Raw genomic sequence first — 17319 nt, 5'->3', positions numbered from 1 at the left:
TGGTGTAATACAAAGTGTATCCACTCCTATTATAGAAAACTCACAACTTAAATAGTAATACATGTTTATCATAATTTTTTAAACACCAATTATATTTTTTTAGAATAATTGGATGGACAACCTCTTGCGTAGTATCGACTTCAGTAAAACCGTATTTTTTATAAAAGCTTTTTAATTCTTCGAAAGGGAGACAGAATACATATTGCATATGTGATTCCTTTGCTGTTTGCACTAAAAATGAAACGAGTTCTCCTGCTAATTGTAACCCTCGAAATTTAGGTGCTATGAAAATACCACCCATTTCCATAGTCTCTCCATCGATTTGGACTAAACGACCTACACCTGCATACTCATTGTTATATGTAATGATTGCAACTTTATCCCGCTTTAAATCACTTGGTAAAAATCCTATTGATTCGTATTGCTTATTAATCCATTCTAAATCTTTAGAAGTAGCTAGTTGTATACTCATGAGTAACCTCCTTTGGAAGAGTATTAATATTCTAATTATATATAGCTCAATAACTGGTGAAAAGAGGATAAATTGAAATCATTTTACTTTATAGTTCAACTTTTGAAGAATAGTGCATACAATATAAAGTCTTTTCCTTTCTTCATTTAAGTTTTACGTATATAATTTAAAAGTACTATTTTTATTTTATATTTTTTATATTTATAACAGAATAGAGGTTTAAAAATGGGTGTTAAAATCATTACGGATAGTGCGGCGGATTTACCGGTAGAATTGCTGCAAGCATATGATATTGATTTAATTCCACTCCGTGTATATGATGAAGCAGAAACAGAGTATTTAGATGGGGTTACATTAAAATCGGTTACATTACTGCAAAAAATGAGAGAAGGTGCAGTGTATAAAACGTCACTGCCTTCACTTGAAACATTCCAAGAAAAATTTGTTTCCTATGCGAAAGAAGGTAACCCTTGTATATATTTAGCCTTTTCATCTGAATTGTCTGGTACATATCAATCGTCAGTTCTCATTAAAGAAGAAGTGAAAGAAACATACACTGATTTAGATTTAGAAATTATCGATACAAAATGTGCTTCGCTTGGCCAAGGGCTTGTCGTATTAGAAGCTGCTAAAATGGCGAAAGATGGCGCATCGAAAGAAGAGATTTTAAACCGTGTCGCTTTTCTAATGAACCATATGGAACATATCTTCACTGTAGCTGACTTGCAGTACCTTGTTAGAGGTGGACGTTTAAGTAAAGTAGCAGGTTTTATCGGCGGTTTATTAAACATTAAGCCGATCTTAAATGTGGATGAAGGAAAACTTGTACCACTTGAAAAGGTACGAGGGAAAAAGAAAGTATTAAGTCGTATTGTTGATATTATGGAAGAGCGCGGAAAAGACCTTAAAGATCAAACAATCGGTATGACTCACGGTGATGATTTAGAAACTGCCGAAGCATTAAAAGCATTAATTACTGAAAGATTTGGCTGTGAAGTATTTATCGTAAATACAATTGGTGCAGCAATCGGAGCGCATACAGGACCAGGTGCGTTAACATTGTTCTTCTTAAATGAGGTAGAGTAAAGGATTGATCTTTTGATCAATCCTTTTTTATTCTAATATAATTGTTTTATGTTAATAAAAAATATGTAATTATTTATTAGTTAGTAGCTTTCTTTTTAGTAGGTAAGAAGGTAGATAGGAAACCGGTGAAGGCTAGCATGAAACCAAATGTTTCAGTATCATCAACTACTAAACCATTGTTCCACTGATAAAGGAAGGATGCTAGCAATAAAAGAATAGCAGCGCCTCCAACATATCTTGCTATTTTTCGTGTTGAATCTTTTTTTGTTTTTACAATCATATTTGTCATCCTTTCATATTTACTAAATAATTCGACAAACTAATTTCTAGGATGTGATATTGATAATTCATCTATTGAGCTCATTTAATTTATTTTCATTTACAATAGATGTCTTCCATGTACTAGGTAAATGTAATTAACCATTCGATCTATTTTAAGAATGATAGTTTACATGTAGTTAAATCCTTTTCATTAAGTTTATCGTAATTCAAGTATATGGCGCCGTCTTTGTTAATAACAAGAAGTAAAATTGTATGAAAAAAGTGGGCAAAAACCTTAAATTTAAACCATTAAATTTAACAAGCTATCTAGAAATAATCATAATATGAATGTAATATTAAAATGAATGATACATTTTTTTACATTTGTGAAATTGTATATTTTATATAGTATGAAAGATTAAGAAATACATAATGACTTATTTAGTGAAAAGCATGAAATGGTTAATTAGGGAGAGAAAAAGATGGAAATTGGGGAACGTATTCGGCAAGTTCGTATGCATAAAGGATTGACACAGGGGGAGCTCGTATCAGAAATATGCTCAGTAACCTATTTAAGTAGAATTGAGAGTGGGAAAATCAAACCATCATCTTCTTTTTTAAAACAAGTTTCTAAGAAGCTGGGTGTTGATTGCGATTTTCTCATAGATGGCAATTACGAGGAGATAAAGCTTACTATTCTTGAAATATGTGATAAATATAAAAAAGATAAAAGTATAACTGAAGCTGAATTATCTTTGTTAGAATTATACGTTCGTGAAGTGGACGCAATTCCTTTATTATTAAAGACGTATGGCGTCATCATATACTATCATGTCCGAAATAAAAACTTATTATATGTGAAGTTATTTGTAGATCAAGCTTCGCAAATGATTCCAAGTCAAGTGAAAATGCAAAATACTGAAGATTATATATATTATTTAAGAGCTCGAGGTCTTTATTTTTCTAATAAAGGGGAGTATTTTACAGCATATGAAGTTTACAAAAAGATAGAAAATATGCTGGAACCAGAAGAGACCGAGTTGCACGCAGATACGTATTACAATCTAAGTATAGTAAGTCAGAATCTTAATAAAGATCAAAGTATTAGTCGCATATATGCAAAAAAAGCATATAAATTGTATAAAAAGTTTAATATAGAACAATATAAAATTTATACGTTAATACTTCTTGCGATGCAATATAACAAAGATAAACAGTATGAACAAGCATATGAAACTTTAAAACAAGTAGAAAATGAATCAAAGGTGGAAAATGAGCCATTAAATTTATGTTTTTTGAAATATAATTACGGGAAAATTTATCAAGCATTAAAAGATTATAAAAATGCAATAAAGTGTTACGAGGAAAACTTGATCCTTTGTGAGTATTTACCAAACAAAGAAGGTAAGGTATATACAATTCGGAATTTAATAGAAATTTATATAGAATTAAAAGATTGGCAAACAGTAACTAAACTTATAGATGAGGCATTTGAAATTTTATCGATTTGTGATGTACCGTATGCCCATGTTCAACTATATGGATTTAAAGCGGAAAAATCTAGAATATGGGCAGATTATAATGGATATGAGAAGAATATGAAAACAGCAATTGAGATGGGTATAGAAAAACAGCAATATAGCTTAGTTGCCGCATTAGCTTATAAATTGGGGGATTATTATTATGAGAATCGCTCATATAAATTATCTGCTAAGTATTTTAAACTATCAGCTGAAAATAAAATGGATTAAAAAGGGGGGTAGTTGGATACTTCAGGAAATCATAAGCTTAAAAAGGATATTCAAAAGAGTATGTTATTTTATGCTCTTAAGAATATCCTTTTTTATTTTTATTCTACAACTACCGGTCGATATGGTATTGGTGAAGATAAAATCATCGAGGTTTTCACTGTACCAAACGGAATAACGATATCAATTAATTCCTCTAATTCTTTCATAGAGTGAACTGCTACTTTTAAATAATAGCTACTTTCACCGGTTACTCGATGACATTCGAGTATTCTATATTCTTCGTATATTTTTTCCTCAAATTTTTTGCATGGAATCTTTAAATTTTCGATTCTTAAAAATGCTTGAATTGATTTTCCAACTTCATCTAATGATATCCGTGCGGTATATTTCTCAATTATTCCAGTATCTTGTAACCTCTTTAGTCTTTCTGTAACGCTAGGGCGGCTAAGGTGTAGATGCTCAGTCATTTCTGTAATTGTCATCCTGGCATCTTCTTGTAATAATAGGATTATTTTCTTATCGATCTCATCCATTACTCATGCTCCTTTGCAAAGTTGAAAGTAAACTTCTGAAATACATGCATAATATAAAATCTAATGCTAAATTACATACACAATTGAATGTTGAATAGACTGATAACTTTCTATAATTAAAATATAAATGGAGGTGCATGTAATGTCTAATCATTTCAACGTAACAATTTCTATTAAAAAGGGAACAGCTTTATACGTAGGAGCAGTTTTAGGATCAGGAATTCTTATTTTACCTGGTATGACTGCGAGTATAGCGGAAGGAAATGCGATTATTTCTTGGCTTATTATGATTTTACTTAGTATCCCACTTGCATTAACATTCGCTTTTTTATCTATTGAGCATCCAAGTGCAGGGGGAATTGCAACTTTTTCTGAGAAGGCTTTTGGTAAAAAAGTAGGTGCGATTATAGGGTGGTGTTTTTTTATCGCAGGTAGTGTTGGACAAATCATTGTATCACTGACAGGTGGAATGTATATAGTAAAAGTCTTTTCTTTACCATCGTATTTTTCTTATATTATCGGGTTAATCATAGTAAGTATTTCTATCGGTTTCAATTTATTTGGATTAAAAATGAGCGGTTCATTTCAAGTATGTATCGGTGTATTAACTTTTTTTATTTTAATCGTAACAATTATAAGCTCACTACCTTATATTGAAATGAAAAATATAAATGTACATATTTCTATGAAAGAAGTAAACCCGATTTTAGATGCGTCATTTTTAATTTTTTGGTCGTTTTTCGGTTGGGAAGCAATTGCGAGTTTAGCTCCAGAATTTAAAGCACCTAGAAAAAGAAATATTATTTTGTCTACAGGATTTGCGATTATTATTATTGGAGTTTTATATATGGGGATTGCATTATCAGTAATTGGAACAAAATCATATCATATTAATGCTGATAATACTACAGCTCTAGTGCTGGTAATAAAACAAACATTAGGTAATCAATTTGCATGGTTAATTGGATTTTTAGCTTTTATTATTTGCTTAGGGACGACAAATGCATTTATCGCAAGCATGGGCCGTTTAGGCTATTCACTAGGAAAGGAAGAAGTTGCACCTCGTTATTTAGCATGTATTAATGAAAAAAGAGCAGCGCCAACAAATGCAGTAAAAGTTGTAGGTTTTATTGCGATAATAGGTTTGTTAATAAGTTTCGTTTTTCATATTAGTATAGATAGAATCGTATTAATACCGAATTCGTTAGGGATTGTTACATATATAGTCGGCACTGCGGCCGGAGTTAAGTTAATAAATAATAGGTTAGGTAAAATTTTTTCTATAATAGCTTTTACATGTTGTGTAGCGGTTTATCCCTTTATTGGAGGAGTCATACTTATTCCAATACTTGTAGCTCTAGCGTCTTTATGCTATCTACATTTCATAAAAGATAGACTTGTAAATGGGAGGGAGCAGAATAAGGAATGTTAAAATGCATTCGTTTAAGTTTTAATTTTTAGAGATATCTAAAAATTGAAGATTCATATATAATTATGGAGGGATTAAATTATTGTAACTATTTGTAAAAATAGGAGGCTATTAAAAATGAATAAGCTTATATATGCTCCAACTAACTGGGATTTATGCAGGCTATATTCCAATGAACAGGACCCTATGATTTCTATAGAACAGCTAAAAGTAGAATATAAAGCAACAAAAGACTCAGTAATCCTTTCACAACTTATACAGGCTATCGAAAAAGCAGAGTATTACTTATATTGCCGTGCTGCTGAAGATGAGAAGCATTCTGAAGATACTTTACTAAGTGTAAAAGTAAATCAATTAAAGAAAGAAGTTCAACTATTAATAGAATCTAGTAAGGGACAAAGTGTTAATGCAAATCATTCAAGTATTAGACTTATAGAAAATGAATTAAAAGCTTGGGAAGATATGTATACACAATTAAGAAATAAGATAGAAGTAATACACGATAAAGAGACTTTATCATTTGGACAAGCAAATTACGTTGCGATGAATAGTGATGATCATAATGAAAGATTAATAGTATTTGATTCTCTTACAAATGCTTTGAATAAGGAAAAAGATATCTTTGCTACTGTATTGAATCAAATTGGAAGATTACGTAATACGCGGAGTAATGAATTAGAAAGGAGAGAAGTTTTAACTCAATCCCTTCAAATGAATGGTATTTCTGAAACTGTATTATCACAAATGTGGGATGTAACAGAAACACAACTTGATAAGCTAGTAAGTGCTTTAAACGTATTTAAAAAGGAAAAGAATTCGATTACATGGCATGAACTTATGACATTAAAAGAAAGTAATAAGACCGTTATTCCTTTTTCAGTAGGAGTACAAAACATATATGATGCATTTGAAAATATAGATGAAGAGTTGACAAAGTTCGCGCGGAATGCAATAGCGAATGGATGGGTAGATGCGGAACCAAGAGATAGTAAACCACCTGGAGGATTTTGTGCTCCTTTTTTCGGTGAAAAAGAATCCCGTATTTCAATGCGTTATGATGGAACAATTGATAGTGTAAGAATACTAGCTCATGAACTAGGACATGCTTGGCATTTTTATGTTATGAGTTTTGAACAATCTACTTCATTTTTAGATGATTATCTGCCAATGAGTACAGCTGAATCAGCGTCTATTTTCTTTGAAATGGTACTTGTAGATCACTTAATAAAAACAGCAGAATGTACAGAAATGAAAAAGTCATTGCTCAGTTGGAAAATTAGAAATAGCTTTAATTATGTTATGGCAATTCGTGCATCGTTTCAGTTCGAAAAGAGTTTTTATGAAAAAAGTAAAGAAGGTCCTATAAGTGCTGATGAAATTGAGAAATTATCTATAGCCGCGCAAGAAAAGGTATATGGAAATGCACTAACAGAATATCAGCCGTTTGTTTGGATGAAATACGTTCAGTTTTATATAGCAGATGTTCCTTTTTATAATTATCCATACACATTTGGTTATTTAGTAAGTTTTAGTTTACTAGAATTAGCGAAAGAAAATAATAGGGAATTTTATTTGAGGTATAAAGAATTTTTGCGAGAAACGGGAAAAGCTCCAGTTGAAGAACTTATGAAAATACATTTTGAAATTGATTTAACAAATTATGAGTTTTGGAATAAAGCTTTTATACAAATAAATAAAGATATTGATGAATATTTGCAGCTTATGCAGGGGGAGCGCAAATAGATAAAGGGGACTACATACATGAACAGAATCGGTATTATCGGAGCAATGCAAATAGAAATAGACTTACTATTAGAAACACTACTTATTAAAGAGGAACATACTATTGCGGGAATATCTTTTTATAGAGGAAACTTTATGGATACAGAAGTTGTTATTACGCGATGTGGTGTAGGGAAGGTAAATGCAGCTGCATGTACACAAATATTAATTAGTAAGTTTGAGGTAGACTCTATCATTAATACAGGTGTTGCGGGTGGATTACATCCGGATGTGAAAGTTGGCGATCTAGTTATTTCTACAAATGTTACGCATCATGATGTTAATAAAAATCAAATGAAGAATCTATTTCCGTTTCAAGAAGCGTTTCAAGCAAGCGAGGAATTAAGAGATTTAGCCCAAAAAGCTGTTAATAGTAGTAGTTTAAATATTACTGTTCATGAAGGAAGAATCGTCAGCGGAGAATGCTTCGTCGAGGATTCAAAATTAAAGGCGCAATTAGTCACTGAATATGCACCTCATTGTACAGAAATGGAAGGGGCAGCAATTGGACATGTTGCTTACATAAATGATATACCGTTTCTTGTTTTGAGATGCATTTCTGACAGTGCAGATGATTCAGCGCAAGTTTCATATGATGATTTTGCGAAAACCGCAGCGAATTATTGTTCAGAAATTATTGTTGAGATGTTTAAAAATATTTCGAGTAAAACTGTATTGTAGTTAATAAGTAAAGAATGGGAGAGAATGTCATGTTACAAGCACTAATTTTCGATATGGATGGAACTTTATTTCAAACAGACAAAATTTTAGAATTATCACTAGATGCTACATTTGATCATTTACGTTCACTACAATTATGGGATACGATAACACCTATTGATAAATACCGTGAAATCATGGGTGTGCCTTTACCAAAAGTTTGGGAAGCTTTATTACCGAATCATTCTATAGAAGTAAGAGAACAAACTGATGCATATTTTTTAGAAAGACTAATTGAAAACATTAAGAGCGGAAAAGGTGCTTTATACCCGAACGTAAAAGAAATTTTTACATATATAAAAGAAAATAATTGTTCAATTTATATTGCTAGTAATGGTTTAACTGAATATTTACGAGCGATCGTATCTTATTATGCTTTAGACCAATGGGTTACTGAAACGTTTAGTATTGAACAAATAAACTCACTTAATAAAAGCGACTTAGTTAAAAGTATTTTGAACAAGTATGATATAAAAGAAGCAGCAGTAGTAGGGGACCGTTTATCTGATATAAATGCAGCTAAAGATAATGGCTTGATTGCGATTGGATGCAATTTTGATTTTGCACAAGAAGGTGAACTTGCTCATGCAGATATAGTAATAGATGATTTAATGGAGTTAAAGGGAATATTTCCTGCTGTGCAGAGATAATAAAGGTGTTTAATTTATAATAAAGTCATTTAAAAAATAATATAATTGTTTAAAAATCCTTCTTCTACTAACGGAGTAGATTAGCTCAATAAGGAATCAAAATAAGAACTTGTAGCTTCTGAAGAAATGGAAAAAAAGAAAGATTTTAAATTCAAAATAGCCTCTGTTATATAGGGGTAGAGAGATTATAATTCATTTGTGATGAATTAGTAATAGTTTGATTTGTTTTAAAGCTGAGTAGAGGATTATAAAGTGTGTGCAGTTTTTTGCCAATTCCTATATGTCTTATTCCACGGAGGAAATATGCTTAAAGATAATTTTAAAATTAGTAATATTCCCACGGTTTTATGGGGAAATAAGAGTGAAAAAATTTTTATTGCAGTACATGGAAATATGTCAAATAAGGAAGATACAGTTATTCAAATATTAGCTGAAGAAGCCAATCAAAAAGATTATCAAGTATTAAGCTTTGATTTACCTGAGCATGGAGAAAGAAAAAATGATAATACTCCTTGTAAAGTACAGTTTTGTGTTAGTGAATTATCTATAATTATGAATTACGCAAAACAACATTGGAAAGAAGTAAACGTGTTTGCATGTAGTATGGGGGCTTATTTTAGCCTTTTAGCCTATCAAAATGATGTGATAGAAAAGGCATTGTTTTTATCACCAGTAGTTAATATGGAACGAATTATCGAAAATATGATGAAAGGGTTTAATGTAACACCAGAGCTTTTGCAAAAAGAAATGACTATAGAGACACCTATTGGTCAAAAGTTATATTGGGATTATTTATGCTATGTAAAAGAACATCCTATTAATATATGGAATACAGATACGTATATTATGTACGGAGCCAAGGATGAACTGTGCGAATTTGAAACTATTAACTATTTTACAAAAAAACATCGTTGTGAATTAGAAGTCATGGAGACAGGCGAACATTACTTTCATACTGAAGAACAGTTAAAGATATTTGAACAGTGGTTACACAAACATATCGATTAACAAATTATAATTTATCTTGAACCTGTTAGAGAAGAATAGTGAATATATAAACTGATATTATACTTGAGAGACATTATAAATGTGAATGTATTCACTTAAACAAACAAGTGCTTTAGTTCAATAAGAATTAAACAACTTTATTAATGATTTTTGAGTACAAATACCTTTAAATGTATAGAAATTAAACAATTATATTATCGATTTATATCTGAAGTGAAGAATACGCATATACGAATTGAATAAAGTAACAATCATAAAAATGCTCAGAATAAATGATTCTTGAGCATTTTTATGTATTTTCATATTAAGGAGGAATTTACTTGAAAGATATACATATTCAACAAATTGAAGATTTAATGATATACGAACACGATTATCTTGTTCAAGAAAGCAAAGACGAAGGATTTAATTTCCTAATAAAACTAATAAGTGAATATGAAAATAAAATAAACACATTTAATAAAACTGGTGAATGTTTATATGGCATTTTTCAAGGGGGAAGGCTAATTGGGATTGGAGGTATAAATGAAAATCTGTATACAGAAGACAATAAGATTGGTAGGTTAAGGAGATTTTATATTGCAAAAGAATACCGAAGGAAAGGATTAGGGAGGTTACTGTTAGTGAGAATTTTAAGCGATGCGAAAAAATATTTTACTATTGTTGTCTTAAATACAGATACAGAACAGGGTGACAAATTTTATACTTCGAGTGGATTTGTGAAAGGGACAAAATATGTAGGAGCGAGCCATTATCTAAACTTAGATAAAAGGATGTAGTGAATTATTATTTGCTCTTCTTCGGAACGTTTGTTCTGTTCTGTGTAGGTTTATGATATGATTTATTTAAATATATTATTGGAATGGGGAGTTAGATGGTGGGAGAAAATAAAATTATTAATGATTTCAATGAATATTCAATTTGGATAAATACATTGAAAGGTATGAAAGAGGAATTGTGGGTGGCACCAATATCAGAGGGGAAATGGACTGTTGGTGAAATCATATCTCATATTATGAATTGGGATGACTATCTTTTACGTGAGACATTATCATCAGTGAGAGATGGACTGGGAATGGAGTTCCCTGACTTTGATACATATAATAAAATAGCCTCTAATTATGCAAAATCAGGTATATCTAAGATAAAACTTCTTGAAGAAGCACAAGCTAAAAGAGATTTACTTGTTCAAGAGCTTAACCGACTGTCTATTGGAAAGCTAAAGGAACATTTGACTGCCAATGGAGTATCATATTGTCCTCATACTGGAATACCGTACTCTCTAATATATATTATTAAAGAATTCGTAGATCACGATAACCATCACAAAAGGCAGATTATTAATTTTTTAAATGAAAATCAAGTTGTTAACTGATAAAGAAAGATCCCGCGAATGATACTTGCGGGATCTTTCTTTAATTAATTATAATTTAACATTCATTTGTTTTAATAAAGTTTTCGGATCACCTTTTACATAATAAAAATGTGGATTATTCTCATCATCGTAAAGCATAATGTAAGGTTTTTCATTAAGTGGGAGCAGGATGAGTACTTCATCGATTGTTGTATGTAACCATTGATTTGTAATAGAAACAGGCCTAAATAAAGGGATTTTTATCATATGTCCATCTTTCGGAACGACATTTAAGTTTTTGAATGGACCGGTAATTGATTTTGCGTATTGAACTGCTTCTTTTTGAATGGCTGAATCTAAAGATTGTTTTTGGACTACCATTTCTTTTTTGCAATCAAATACTTCAATTTGTTTATTTGTATTTGCGAACGCATTTGTTGATAATAAAAAGAAGAGAAGAGTAATGACTCCTATTTTTTTGAACATGAAACAACACCTCACACTTACTATACCCTCAAACGTTGTAAATATTTTTATGTCACATTGATGTAACAAAGAAGTTGTATGATAAAATTGGTATTTGTTTATAAGTAATGGAGGAAATATAATGAAAGTATTAATCGCGGATGATGAACAAGATATGCTGAAAATTTTAAAAGCGTATTTTGAAAAAGAAGGCTTCGAAGTTTTATTAGCAAAAGATGGAGAGGAAGCACTTCAAATATTTTATGATGAGAAAATTGACTTAGCTATTTTAGACTGGATGATGCCGAAAAGTAGTGGTATTACTGTCTGTCAGGAAATAAAAAAGAATTCAAGTGTGAAAGTATTAATGCTTACTGCGAAAAGTGAAAGTGAAGATGAATTAGCAGCTCTTCAAAGCGGGGCAGATGAGTTCGTGAAAAAACCATTTCACCCGGGAGTGCTAATTACTCGAGCGAAAAAGCTTGTACAGCATGAAGATGTTATCCAAGTTCAAGATTTAAAAATAGATTTCACCAAAAATAAAGTATATAAAAATGAGAAAGAATTAGACATTACAAAGACAGAATTACAATTAATAAAGTGCTTTTTAAATCATAAAGGCACGATTTTAACGAGGAAAAAGTTGTTAGATATCGTTTGGGGATTTGATTATTTTGGGGAAGAGCGAACGGTTGATACGCATGTAAGAAGGTTACGTAAAAAAATAGGAGAAAATATTATAAAGACACATCGTGGTTTAGGATACAGTTTGGAGGAAGAGTGTGAATAAACTCGGTAAAAAGTTATTTTTCAGCATCTCTTTAACAGTCATCCTTATTTATACGGTCTCTTTATTATTAATTAACTATTTTTTACCAAAATATAATGTGCACAAAACACGCGAAAGCTTGGAAGGTATTACAGCGCAAATACAGTCAATACCGCGTAAAGAACTGGATGATGCCATAAATCGTATTGAAAATGAAGGTAATGTTACGATTGCTTATACATCAATAAATAGTTCAGAAGATGCTATTAATGAAGAATTACGCATGCAACTTACAAAAAAGAGAGTTGCATTGAATAAACTTTGGATTACAAAAGAAGAAATTACGAAAGTGAAGAACCTCGGACAATCGAATAAAATATATGATCAAGAAAAGATAAAATCTAGTTTTTTTGCGAAATACATTGCGAAAGATGATATGTTGATTTTAGTAGGAGTTTCTATCGCACATTCTAATGAAGTAATTAAAACTCTTAACTCATTTTATTTATATATTTTGGGATTTTCACTATTCCTTATTATCGTGCTCGTCTGGATTTTTTCAAAAACAATCACTACACCATTGAATGAATTGAGTGATGTCGCAGAAGATATTTCACGTCTGAAATTTAAACGGACGAAAGTTAAAACGAATGATGAAATAGGTGATTTAGCAAATAGTATCAACATTATGAGTGATAAATTACATGAAGCACATCAAGATTTAACAGATCGAAATGACCACTTAAAACGATTTATGGGCGATGTAACTCATGAATTAAAAACACCAATCGCATTAGTAAAAGCATATTCTATTGGAATAAAAGACGGTTTAGATGATGGTACATATGTTGATACAATCATTAAACAAACAGATCAAATCTCAAATTTAATTGAAGAGTTATTACGATTTTCTAAATTAGAAAGAGATATTTTACATAAAGAAGAATTCCCTATTGAACCACTAGTCCAAAGTATAATAGATAAGCATAAAATTGAACTGGAGTCGAAAGAAATCAATTTGCAAGTGAACTATAATGCTGGTGACGCGATTGTTTATGCTGATTTAAATAAAATGAGAATGGTCTTTCAAAATTTAATCTCTAATGCGATAAAATATACAACGAATCAAAATATAAAAATCACAGTAGAAGAGAAAAATGACATTGTGTATTTTCGAATTCAAAATGGAATTGCTGCTGAGGGCATTAAAGAGATAGATAAAATTTGGGAACCTTTTTATGTATTAGAATCTTCTCGTAGTAAAGAAAAATCAGGTACTGGATTAGGACTAGCGATAGTAAAAAGTATTTTAGAAAGACATGGATTTGAATACGGGGTTTCGGTAGTAGATGGGGAAATACAATTTTATATGTATATAGATAGGAACTAATTGTTATTAGTTCCTTTTCTTTATATGAAAAGATTTGATAGTTCTACAAATTTCTCAACTTTTTACATAAAATATAAACTGAATTTTCTGTATTTTTGATGTATAGTAAAAGAAGGAATATATAGGGAGGGAAGGGCATGAAAAAAAAGAAAATAGCAATTACACTATCGACTATATTATCTTTAACAATTACTTCAGGAGTTTCTAGTATGACTGCTCATGCAGAAAATAAAGAAGGGATCTCCGCAAAGGAGAATAATGTTAAGTTAAATGGTCAAGTTTCAGAAGCTTTAATGTCAAACACGAAAATTGAATTAGAAAATGGGATGACGAAACCAATTTATTCACTTGATGAAGCCATTGTAGAAAATCTATTTGTAGAGACAGAAGTTGATAGTGATCGAGATGGTAAAAAAGATCGTGTATCAGTAAAGGTTATGCGTCCAAAGACGAATCCAGATGTGAAAGTTCCTGTTATTTATGAAATGAGTCCATATCGATCTGGTTTAAAAGATGTTCCTGTTTATAATGTTGATGAAGAATTGTATGCGTATGAAGGAAAACCGTATGGGGCAGTTAATCTTGGATCGTATGGTAATTATTATGTTCCGAGAGGATATGCAGTCATTTTAGGCGAAAGTATTGGAACTGGAAAATCAGATGGATGTGCGACAACTGGAGATGAGCAAGAAATACTAGGGACTAAGTCTGTCATTGATTGGGTAAATGGTCGTGCGAAAGCATATACAGAGGATGGTAAGGAAGTAAATGCAAGTTGGTCTTCGGGAAATGTAGGAATGACAGGAGTTTCTTATAATGGTACATTACCGAATGCTGTCGCAACGACTGGAGTTGAAGGGTTAAAAACAATTATTCCAATCGCAGCAATTAGTAGTTGGTATGATTATTATCGTGCAAATGGAGCAGTAATTGCGCCAGGTGGATATCAAGGAGAAGATACAGATAATATGGCTGAAGCAGTACTAACAAGAAAGAATCCTGAAGTTTGCGGGCAGGTTATTAAAGAACTAACAGCTGGACAAGATCGTAAAACAGGCGATTATAACGACTTTTGGGATAAACGTAACTATGTAAAAGATGTAAAAAATGTGAAAGCAAGTGTATTTGTAGTTCATGGGCTAAATGATTGGAATGTAAAAACGAAGCAGTTTTCACAGTGGTGGGAAGCTCTTGGCGAAAACAATGTTCCTCGTAAAATGTGGTTACATCAAGGTGGACACGGCGGAACATCAAGTAATAACTGGCAACAAACGCAAAATAAATGGTTCGATTATTGGTTATATGGAATTGAAAATGGAATTATGGCTGAACCGATGGTAGATGTACAACGTGAAAATAAATCGTGGCAAAAAATAAAAAATTGGCCAGATCCAGCGGCTGTACCATCAAAAGTCCGTATGTATTTAAGTAATAAAGCAGTCAATCTACCATTAAGTATGGGATCAGTAAACACGGTTTTTTCATTAATAGATGATGCAAAAATAAAATCGAATCAATTAGTAGAAAACCCAGAGCTGGAAATAGCGAACCGATTAGTATATACAATGCCTGTACTGCAAAAAGATATGCGAATAAGTGGGACGCCGAAAATTTCAATAACAGGTAATATTGATCGGTCTGTTTCAAATTTAACCGCTTTACTCGTTGATTACGGCGGAGCGAAGCCTGAAATTGTAACGAGAGGTTGGATGGATCCGCAAAACTTAAATAGTATAGAAAATTCAACGGCACTTCAACCTGGTAAGAATTATACATTTACATGGGACATGCAGCCAGATGATTACGTATTTAAAGCAGGACATCAAATTGGAGTCGTATTAATCGCAAGTGATTATGATTATACAATTAGACCGAAAGCAGGAACAAAGCTTACGGTGAAATTGAGTGAAGTGACATTGCCGATTGTGAAATAAAGGTACATGAGGGGAATGAGATAAAAGAGCTTACTAAGGTAAGCTCTTTTATATTGAGTGGATTTGTTTGCTAGAGTTTTATTAAAAATGTTTCTGTTAGTTTTCATTGTCCAAGCATTCTCTTGAAAACCACATATACTATTTATATTCAAGGTGGTCACTATTCTTATTGGGGCTGTTTTTTTAATATAAATGATACTTTAGGGAAGTAGGGAGATTAAATTTGGAAAACGAAGAACAAGGAAGAATTGAAAATCAAGTGTATTCTAATCGGGTTGTAAGATCAGAATTTGATAAGCATTGGGAAACTTGTATTTCAAAAAGTGGTTATGTAATCTATGTAGCGACGAGTGATCATGCTGAAGTAATAGTACTACTTTCAGATGGTTCAAGTAAATTATTAATCTTCAAAAAAGGCGGTAAAGTAATAGTGGGTGGCGGTGGAACGAGTCACTACAGCAAACCACATATTGCAAGAAATATTTAATGTAAAAAATGGTAATCGAGAAGACGCTGACAACCGTATAGTCTTTAATTTGCATATGGAGATACGTATCCTAAAGTGAGTTTTTGTTTTAGATTCTGGCGTTTTTAGTAATAAAAATAAGATGAAAAAGATCTTTAACGTATAAAGGTCTTTTTTGTTTATTCACAAATAAAATTAATGGAGGTGAGCTAATAATGAAAAATATTGGAGTAATCTATGTTCTTTCGGGAGTTCTCCTATTCGGGCTTACATATATAACTTCCGCAATTTACGCGGGTTCATTAGAAATTTGGGATAGACCAAGCGGGAAATTCTTTACTGCATTTTATGAAATTCATGGTACAATTTTATCGATAATTTCAATTTGTTTTATTATAGCGGGGATATACTGTATACATAAAAAAGTGTAGTGAAAATCAATCAGCCTTTCATGTACTATACATGAAAGGCTGATTGGTTGTATGTGTTGAAAGATTTTTTTATAAGAATTGTAGTTTTTAGGTAATAGTTAAAAATGTAACTGCTTATGTATGATTAAAATTATTTCGTCAAATGAATGTCACATAAAAGTCTTATAGTGTATATAGAAGGTGAAACATACATAAAGCAGGAGATGAAATGATGAAAAAAGCGCTACAGTATATATTCATATTACTTACGCTATTTACTTTAAGTTATGTAATTTATACTAACTACGAAAAGCAGAAAGAGATTAAAAATAATAAACAAGTAATTAGTGAAGTTGCAAAGAGGTATGGTATTCCAGAGTGGATACCATTATCTATTGCTGATCATGAAACAAAATTTGATCGAAAAGCAATAGGGGATAAAGGGACATCTTTCGGTCTGTTTCAATTACATCGTGATGGTTTAGCACCAGCACAATTATCGGAAGAGAGCTTAATAGATTCACAAATAAATGCAACAATAGCGATTTCTAATATGGTTAAATCGTATGAACGCGGTGTGAAAAAAGGATTGGTTGATTGGGAGTTACTTAAATATGTTGCCAATACATCAGGATGGCCAGGAAACTTAGGGGGAGAATGGACGGACAATAATACAAAATATAGTATAGGGCTAGAACAATCATACCAATTATATAAGTAAGAGGAAGAAGTATAAAAGGCATTTCCAATTTGGGGAAATGCCTTTTATATGTTATAGTATAATAGTGTTTGAATGGTATGTTATTTTACTATATCTTCAAATTTGTTATGTAGTATTT

The 17319-nt window shown here is 31.5% G+C and carries 19 protein-coding genes; 15 read left to right on the top strand and 4 right to left on the bottom strand.

Features of this window, described 5'->3' with window-relative positions; translation table 11 throughout:
* Positions 1 to 40 precede the first annotated feature (40 nt).
* The gene (locus BAQ49_RS16550) at positions 41 to 472 is read right to left on the bottom strand and encodes a GNAT family N-acetyltransferase (RefSeq protein WP_071746228.1); all 432 of its coding nucleotides are present in this window, start codon (positions 470 to 472) and stop codon (positions 41 to 43) included.
* 225 nt (positions 473 to 697) lie between these two features.
* On the opposite strand from BAQ49_RS16550, the gene BAQ49_RS16545 reads away from it, so the two are divergent.
* A complete protein-coding gene (locus BAQ49_RS16545) occupies positions 698 to 1558 on the top strand; it encodes a DegV family protein (RefSeq protein WP_071746227.1) in 861 nt (286 codons plus the stop codon).
* Between the two features lie 76 nt (positions 1559 to 1634).
* Here BAQ49_RS16545 and BAQ49_RS16540 read toward each other — a convergent pair whose 3' ends face one another.
* Entirely contained in the window at positions 1635 to 1838 is a 204-nt protein-coding gene (locus BAQ49_RS16540; protein ID WP_071746226.1) for a hypothetical protein, read from the bottom strand.
* 463 nt (positions 1839 to 2301) lie between these two features.
* On the opposite strand from BAQ49_RS16540, the gene BAQ49_RS16535 reads away from it, so the two are divergent.
* Positions 2302 to 3570 (top strand): helix-turn-helix domain-containing protein, encoded by a 1269-nt coding sequence (locus BAQ49_RS16535; protein WP_071746225.1) that lies wholly within the window; start codon positions 2302 to 2304, stop codon positions 3568 to 3570.
* A 98-nt stretch (positions 3571 to 3668) separates the two neighbouring features.
* Here BAQ49_RS16535 and BAQ49_RS16530 read toward each other — a convergent pair whose 3' ends face one another.
* Positions 3669 to 4103 (bottom strand): Lrp/AsnC family transcriptional regulator, encoded by a 435-nt coding sequence (locus tag BAQ49_RS16530; RefSeq protein WP_071746224.1) that lies wholly within the window; start codon positions 4101 to 4103, stop codon positions 3669 to 3671.
* A 142-nt stretch (positions 4104 to 4245) separates the two neighbouring features.
* Between BAQ49_RS16530 and BAQ49_RS16525 the strand changes: the two genes are divergently transcribed.
* From BAQ49_RS16525 to BAQ49_RS16495, 7 genes are all read left to right on the top strand, one after another.
* Entirely contained in the window at positions 4246 to 5535 is a 1290-nt protein-coding gene (locus BAQ49_RS16525; protein ID WP_071746223.1) for an APC family permease, read from the top strand.
* A gap of 114 nt (positions 5536 to 5649) precedes the next feature.
* A complete protein-coding gene (locus BAQ49_RS16520; RefSeq protein WP_071746222.1) occupies positions 5650 to 7275 on the top strand; it encodes a M3 family metallopeptidase in 1626 nt (541 codons plus the stop codon).
* 18 nt (positions 7276 to 7293) lie between these two features.
* Positions 7294 to 7995 (top strand): 5'-methylthioadenosine/adenosylhomocysteine nucleosidase, encoded by a 702-nt coding sequence (locus BAQ49_RS16515; protein ID WP_071746221.1) that lies wholly within the window; start codon positions 7294 to 7296, stop codon positions 7993 to 7995.
* Positions 7996 to 8024: 29 nt separating this feature from the next.
* Complete coding sequence (locus tag BAQ49_RS16510; RefSeq protein ID WP_071746220.1) at positions 8025 to 8684, top strand: HAD family hydrolase; 660 nt, start codon at positions 8025 to 8027, stop codon at positions 8682 to 8684.
* A gap of 303 nt (positions 8685 to 8987) precedes the next feature.
* The gene (locus BAQ49_RS16505) at positions 8988 to 9692 is read left to right on the top strand and encodes an alpha/beta hydrolase (RefSeq protein ID WP_180237373.1); all 705 of its coding nucleotides are present in this window, start codon (positions 8988 to 8990) and stop codon (positions 9690 to 9692) included.
* A gap of 320 nt (positions 9693 to 10012) precedes the next feature.
* Positions 10013 to 10471, top strand: a complete 459-nt coding sequence (locus BAQ49_RS16500) for a GNAT family N-acetyltransferase (RefSeq protein WP_071746218.1) — start codon at positions 10013 to 10015, stop codon at positions 10469 to 10471.
* Positions 10472 to 10569: 98 nt separating this feature from the next.
* Complete coding sequence (locus BAQ49_RS16495; protein ID WP_071746282.1) at positions 10570 to 11067, top strand: DinB family protein; 498 nt, start codon at positions 10570 to 10572, stop codon at positions 11065 to 11067.
* 48 nt (positions 11068 to 11115) lie between these two features.
* Here the strand turns inward: BAQ49_RS16495 and BAQ49_RS16490 are convergent, their stop codons facing one another.
* Positions 11116 to 11532: a hypothetical protein gene (locus BAQ49_RS16490; protein WP_071746217.1), complete on the bottom strand. Its 417-nt coding sequence runs from the start codon at positions 11530 to 11532 to the stop codon at positions 11116 to 11118.
* 121 nt (positions 11533 to 11653) lie between these two features.
* Between BAQ49_RS16490 and BAQ49_RS16485 the strand changes: the two genes are divergently transcribed.
* The 6 genes from BAQ49_RS16485 to BAQ49_RS16460 all read left to right on the top strand — a co-directional run bounded on the left by BAQ49_RS16485 (position 11654) and on the right by BAQ49_RS16460 (position 17201).
* Positions 11654 to 12301, top strand: coding sequence for a response regulator transcription factor (locus BAQ49_RS16485; protein WP_071746216.1), 648 nt, complete (start codon positions 11654 to 11656; stop codon positions 12299 to 12301).
* The gene (locus tag BAQ49_RS16480; protein WP_071746215.1) at positions 12294 to 13670 is read left to right on the top strand and encodes a sensor histidine kinase; all 1377 of its coding nucleotides are present in this window, start codon (positions 12294 to 12296) and stop codon (positions 13668 to 13670) included. The genes BAQ49_RS16485 and BAQ49_RS16480 overlap by 8 nt, the downstream gene beginning before the upstream one ends.
* A 137-nt stretch (positions 13671 to 13807) precedes the next feature.
* Positions 13808 to 15604: a Xaa-Pro dipeptidyl-peptidase gene (locus BAQ49_RS16475; RefSeq protein WP_071746214.1), complete on the top strand. Its 1797-nt coding sequence runs from the start codon at positions 13808 to 13810 to the stop codon at positions 15602 to 15604.
* Positions 15605 to 15827: 223 nt separating this feature from the next.
* Positions 15828 to 16091: a hypothetical protein gene (locus tag BAQ49_RS16470; RefSeq protein ID WP_000426648.1), complete on the top strand. Its 264-nt coding sequence runs from the start codon at positions 15828 to 15830 to the stop codon at positions 16089 to 16091.
* A gap of 194 nt (positions 16092 to 16285) precedes the next feature.
* Positions 16286 to 16501 carry a hypothetical protein gene (locus tag BAQ49_RS16465; protein ID WP_071746213.1) on the top strand — a complete coding sequence of 72 codons (216 nt, stop codon included), beginning with the start codon at positions 16286 to 16288 and terminating at the stop codon, positions 16499 to 16501.
* A gap of 208 nt (positions 16502 to 16709) precedes the next feature.
* Positions 16710 to 17201, top strand: coding sequence for a transglycosylase SLT domain-containing protein (locus BAQ49_RS16460; RefSeq protein WP_071746212.1), 492 nt, complete (start codon positions 16710 to 16712; stop codon positions 17199 to 17201).
* The last annotated feature ends 118 nt before the right edge of the window (positions 17202 to 17319 follow it).

The organism is Bacillus proteolyticus (assembly GCF_001884065.1).
Taxonomy (GTDB): domain Bacteria; phylum Bacillota; class Bacilli; order Bacillales; family Bacillaceae_G; genus Bacillus_A; species Bacillus_A proteolyticus.
The sequence above is the reverse complement of the archived record's forward strand: the minus strand, read 5'-3'. Positions and strand labels throughout refer to the sequence as shown.

What these genes read in the sequence shown, in the direction of transcription:
- BAQ49_RS16550 (WP_071746228.1), bottom strand. Translation starts at nt 472, where the DNA reads ATGAGTATACAACTAGCTACTTCTAAAGATTTAGAATGGATTAATAAG.
- BAQ49_RS16545 (WP_071746227.1), top strand. Translation starts at nt 698, where the DNA reads ATGGGTGTTAAAATCATTACGGATAGTGCGGCGGATTTACCGGTAGAA.
- BAQ49_RS16540 (WP_071746226.1), bottom strand. Translation starts at nt 1,838, where the DNA reads ATGATTGTAAAAACAAAAAAAGATTCAACACGAAAAATAGCAAGATAT.
- BAQ49_RS16535 (WP_071746225.1), top strand. Translation starts at nt 2,302, where the DNA reads ATGGAAATTGGGGAACGTATTCGGCAAGTTCGTATGCATAAAGGATTG.
- BAQ49_RS16530 (WP_071746224.1), bottom strand. Translation starts at nt 4,103, where the DNA reads ATGGATGAGATCGATAAGAAAATAATCCTATTATTACAAGAAGATGCC.
- BAQ49_RS16525 (WP_071746223.1), top strand. Translation starts at nt 4,246, where the DNA reads ATGTCTAATCATTTCAACGTAACAATTTCTATTAAAAAGGGAACAGCT.
- BAQ49_RS16520 (WP_071746222.1), top strand. Translation starts at nt 5,650, where the DNA reads ATGAATAAGCTTATATATGCTCCAACTAACTGGGATTTATGCAGGCTA.
- BAQ49_RS16515 (WP_071746221.1), top strand. Translation starts at nt 7,294, where the DNA reads ATGAACAGAATCGGTATTATCGGAGCAATGCAAATAGAAATAGACTTA.
- BAQ49_RS16510 (WP_071746220.1), top strand. Translation starts at nt 8,025, where the DNA reads ATGTTACAAGCACTAATTTTCGATATGGATGGAACTTTATTTCAAACA.
- BAQ49_RS16505 (WP_180237373.1), top strand. Translation starts at nt 8,988, where the DNA reads ATGCTTAAAGATAATTTTAAAATTAGTAATATTCCCACGGTTTTATGG.
- BAQ49_RS16490 (WP_071746217.1), bottom strand. Translation starts at nt 11,532, where the DNA reads ATGTTCAAAAAAATAGGAGTCATTACTCTTCTCTTCTTTTTATTATCA.
- BAQ49_RS16485 (WP_071746216.1), top strand. Translation starts at nt 11,654, where the DNA reads ATGAAAGTATTAATCGCGGATGATGAACAAGATATGCTGAAAATTTTA.
- BAQ49_RS16475 (WP_071746214.1), top strand. Translation starts at nt 13,808, where the DNA reads ATGAAAAAAAAGAAAATAGCAATTACACTATCGACTATATTATCTTTA.
- BAQ49_RS16465 (WP_071746213.1), top strand. Translation starts at nt 16,286, where the DNA reads ATGAAAAATATTGGAGTAATCTATGTTCTTTCGGGAGTTCTCCTATTC.
- BAQ49_RS16460 (WP_071746212.1), top strand. Translation starts at nt 16,710, where the DNA reads ATGATGAAAAAAGCGCTACAGTATATATTCATATTACTTACGCTATTT.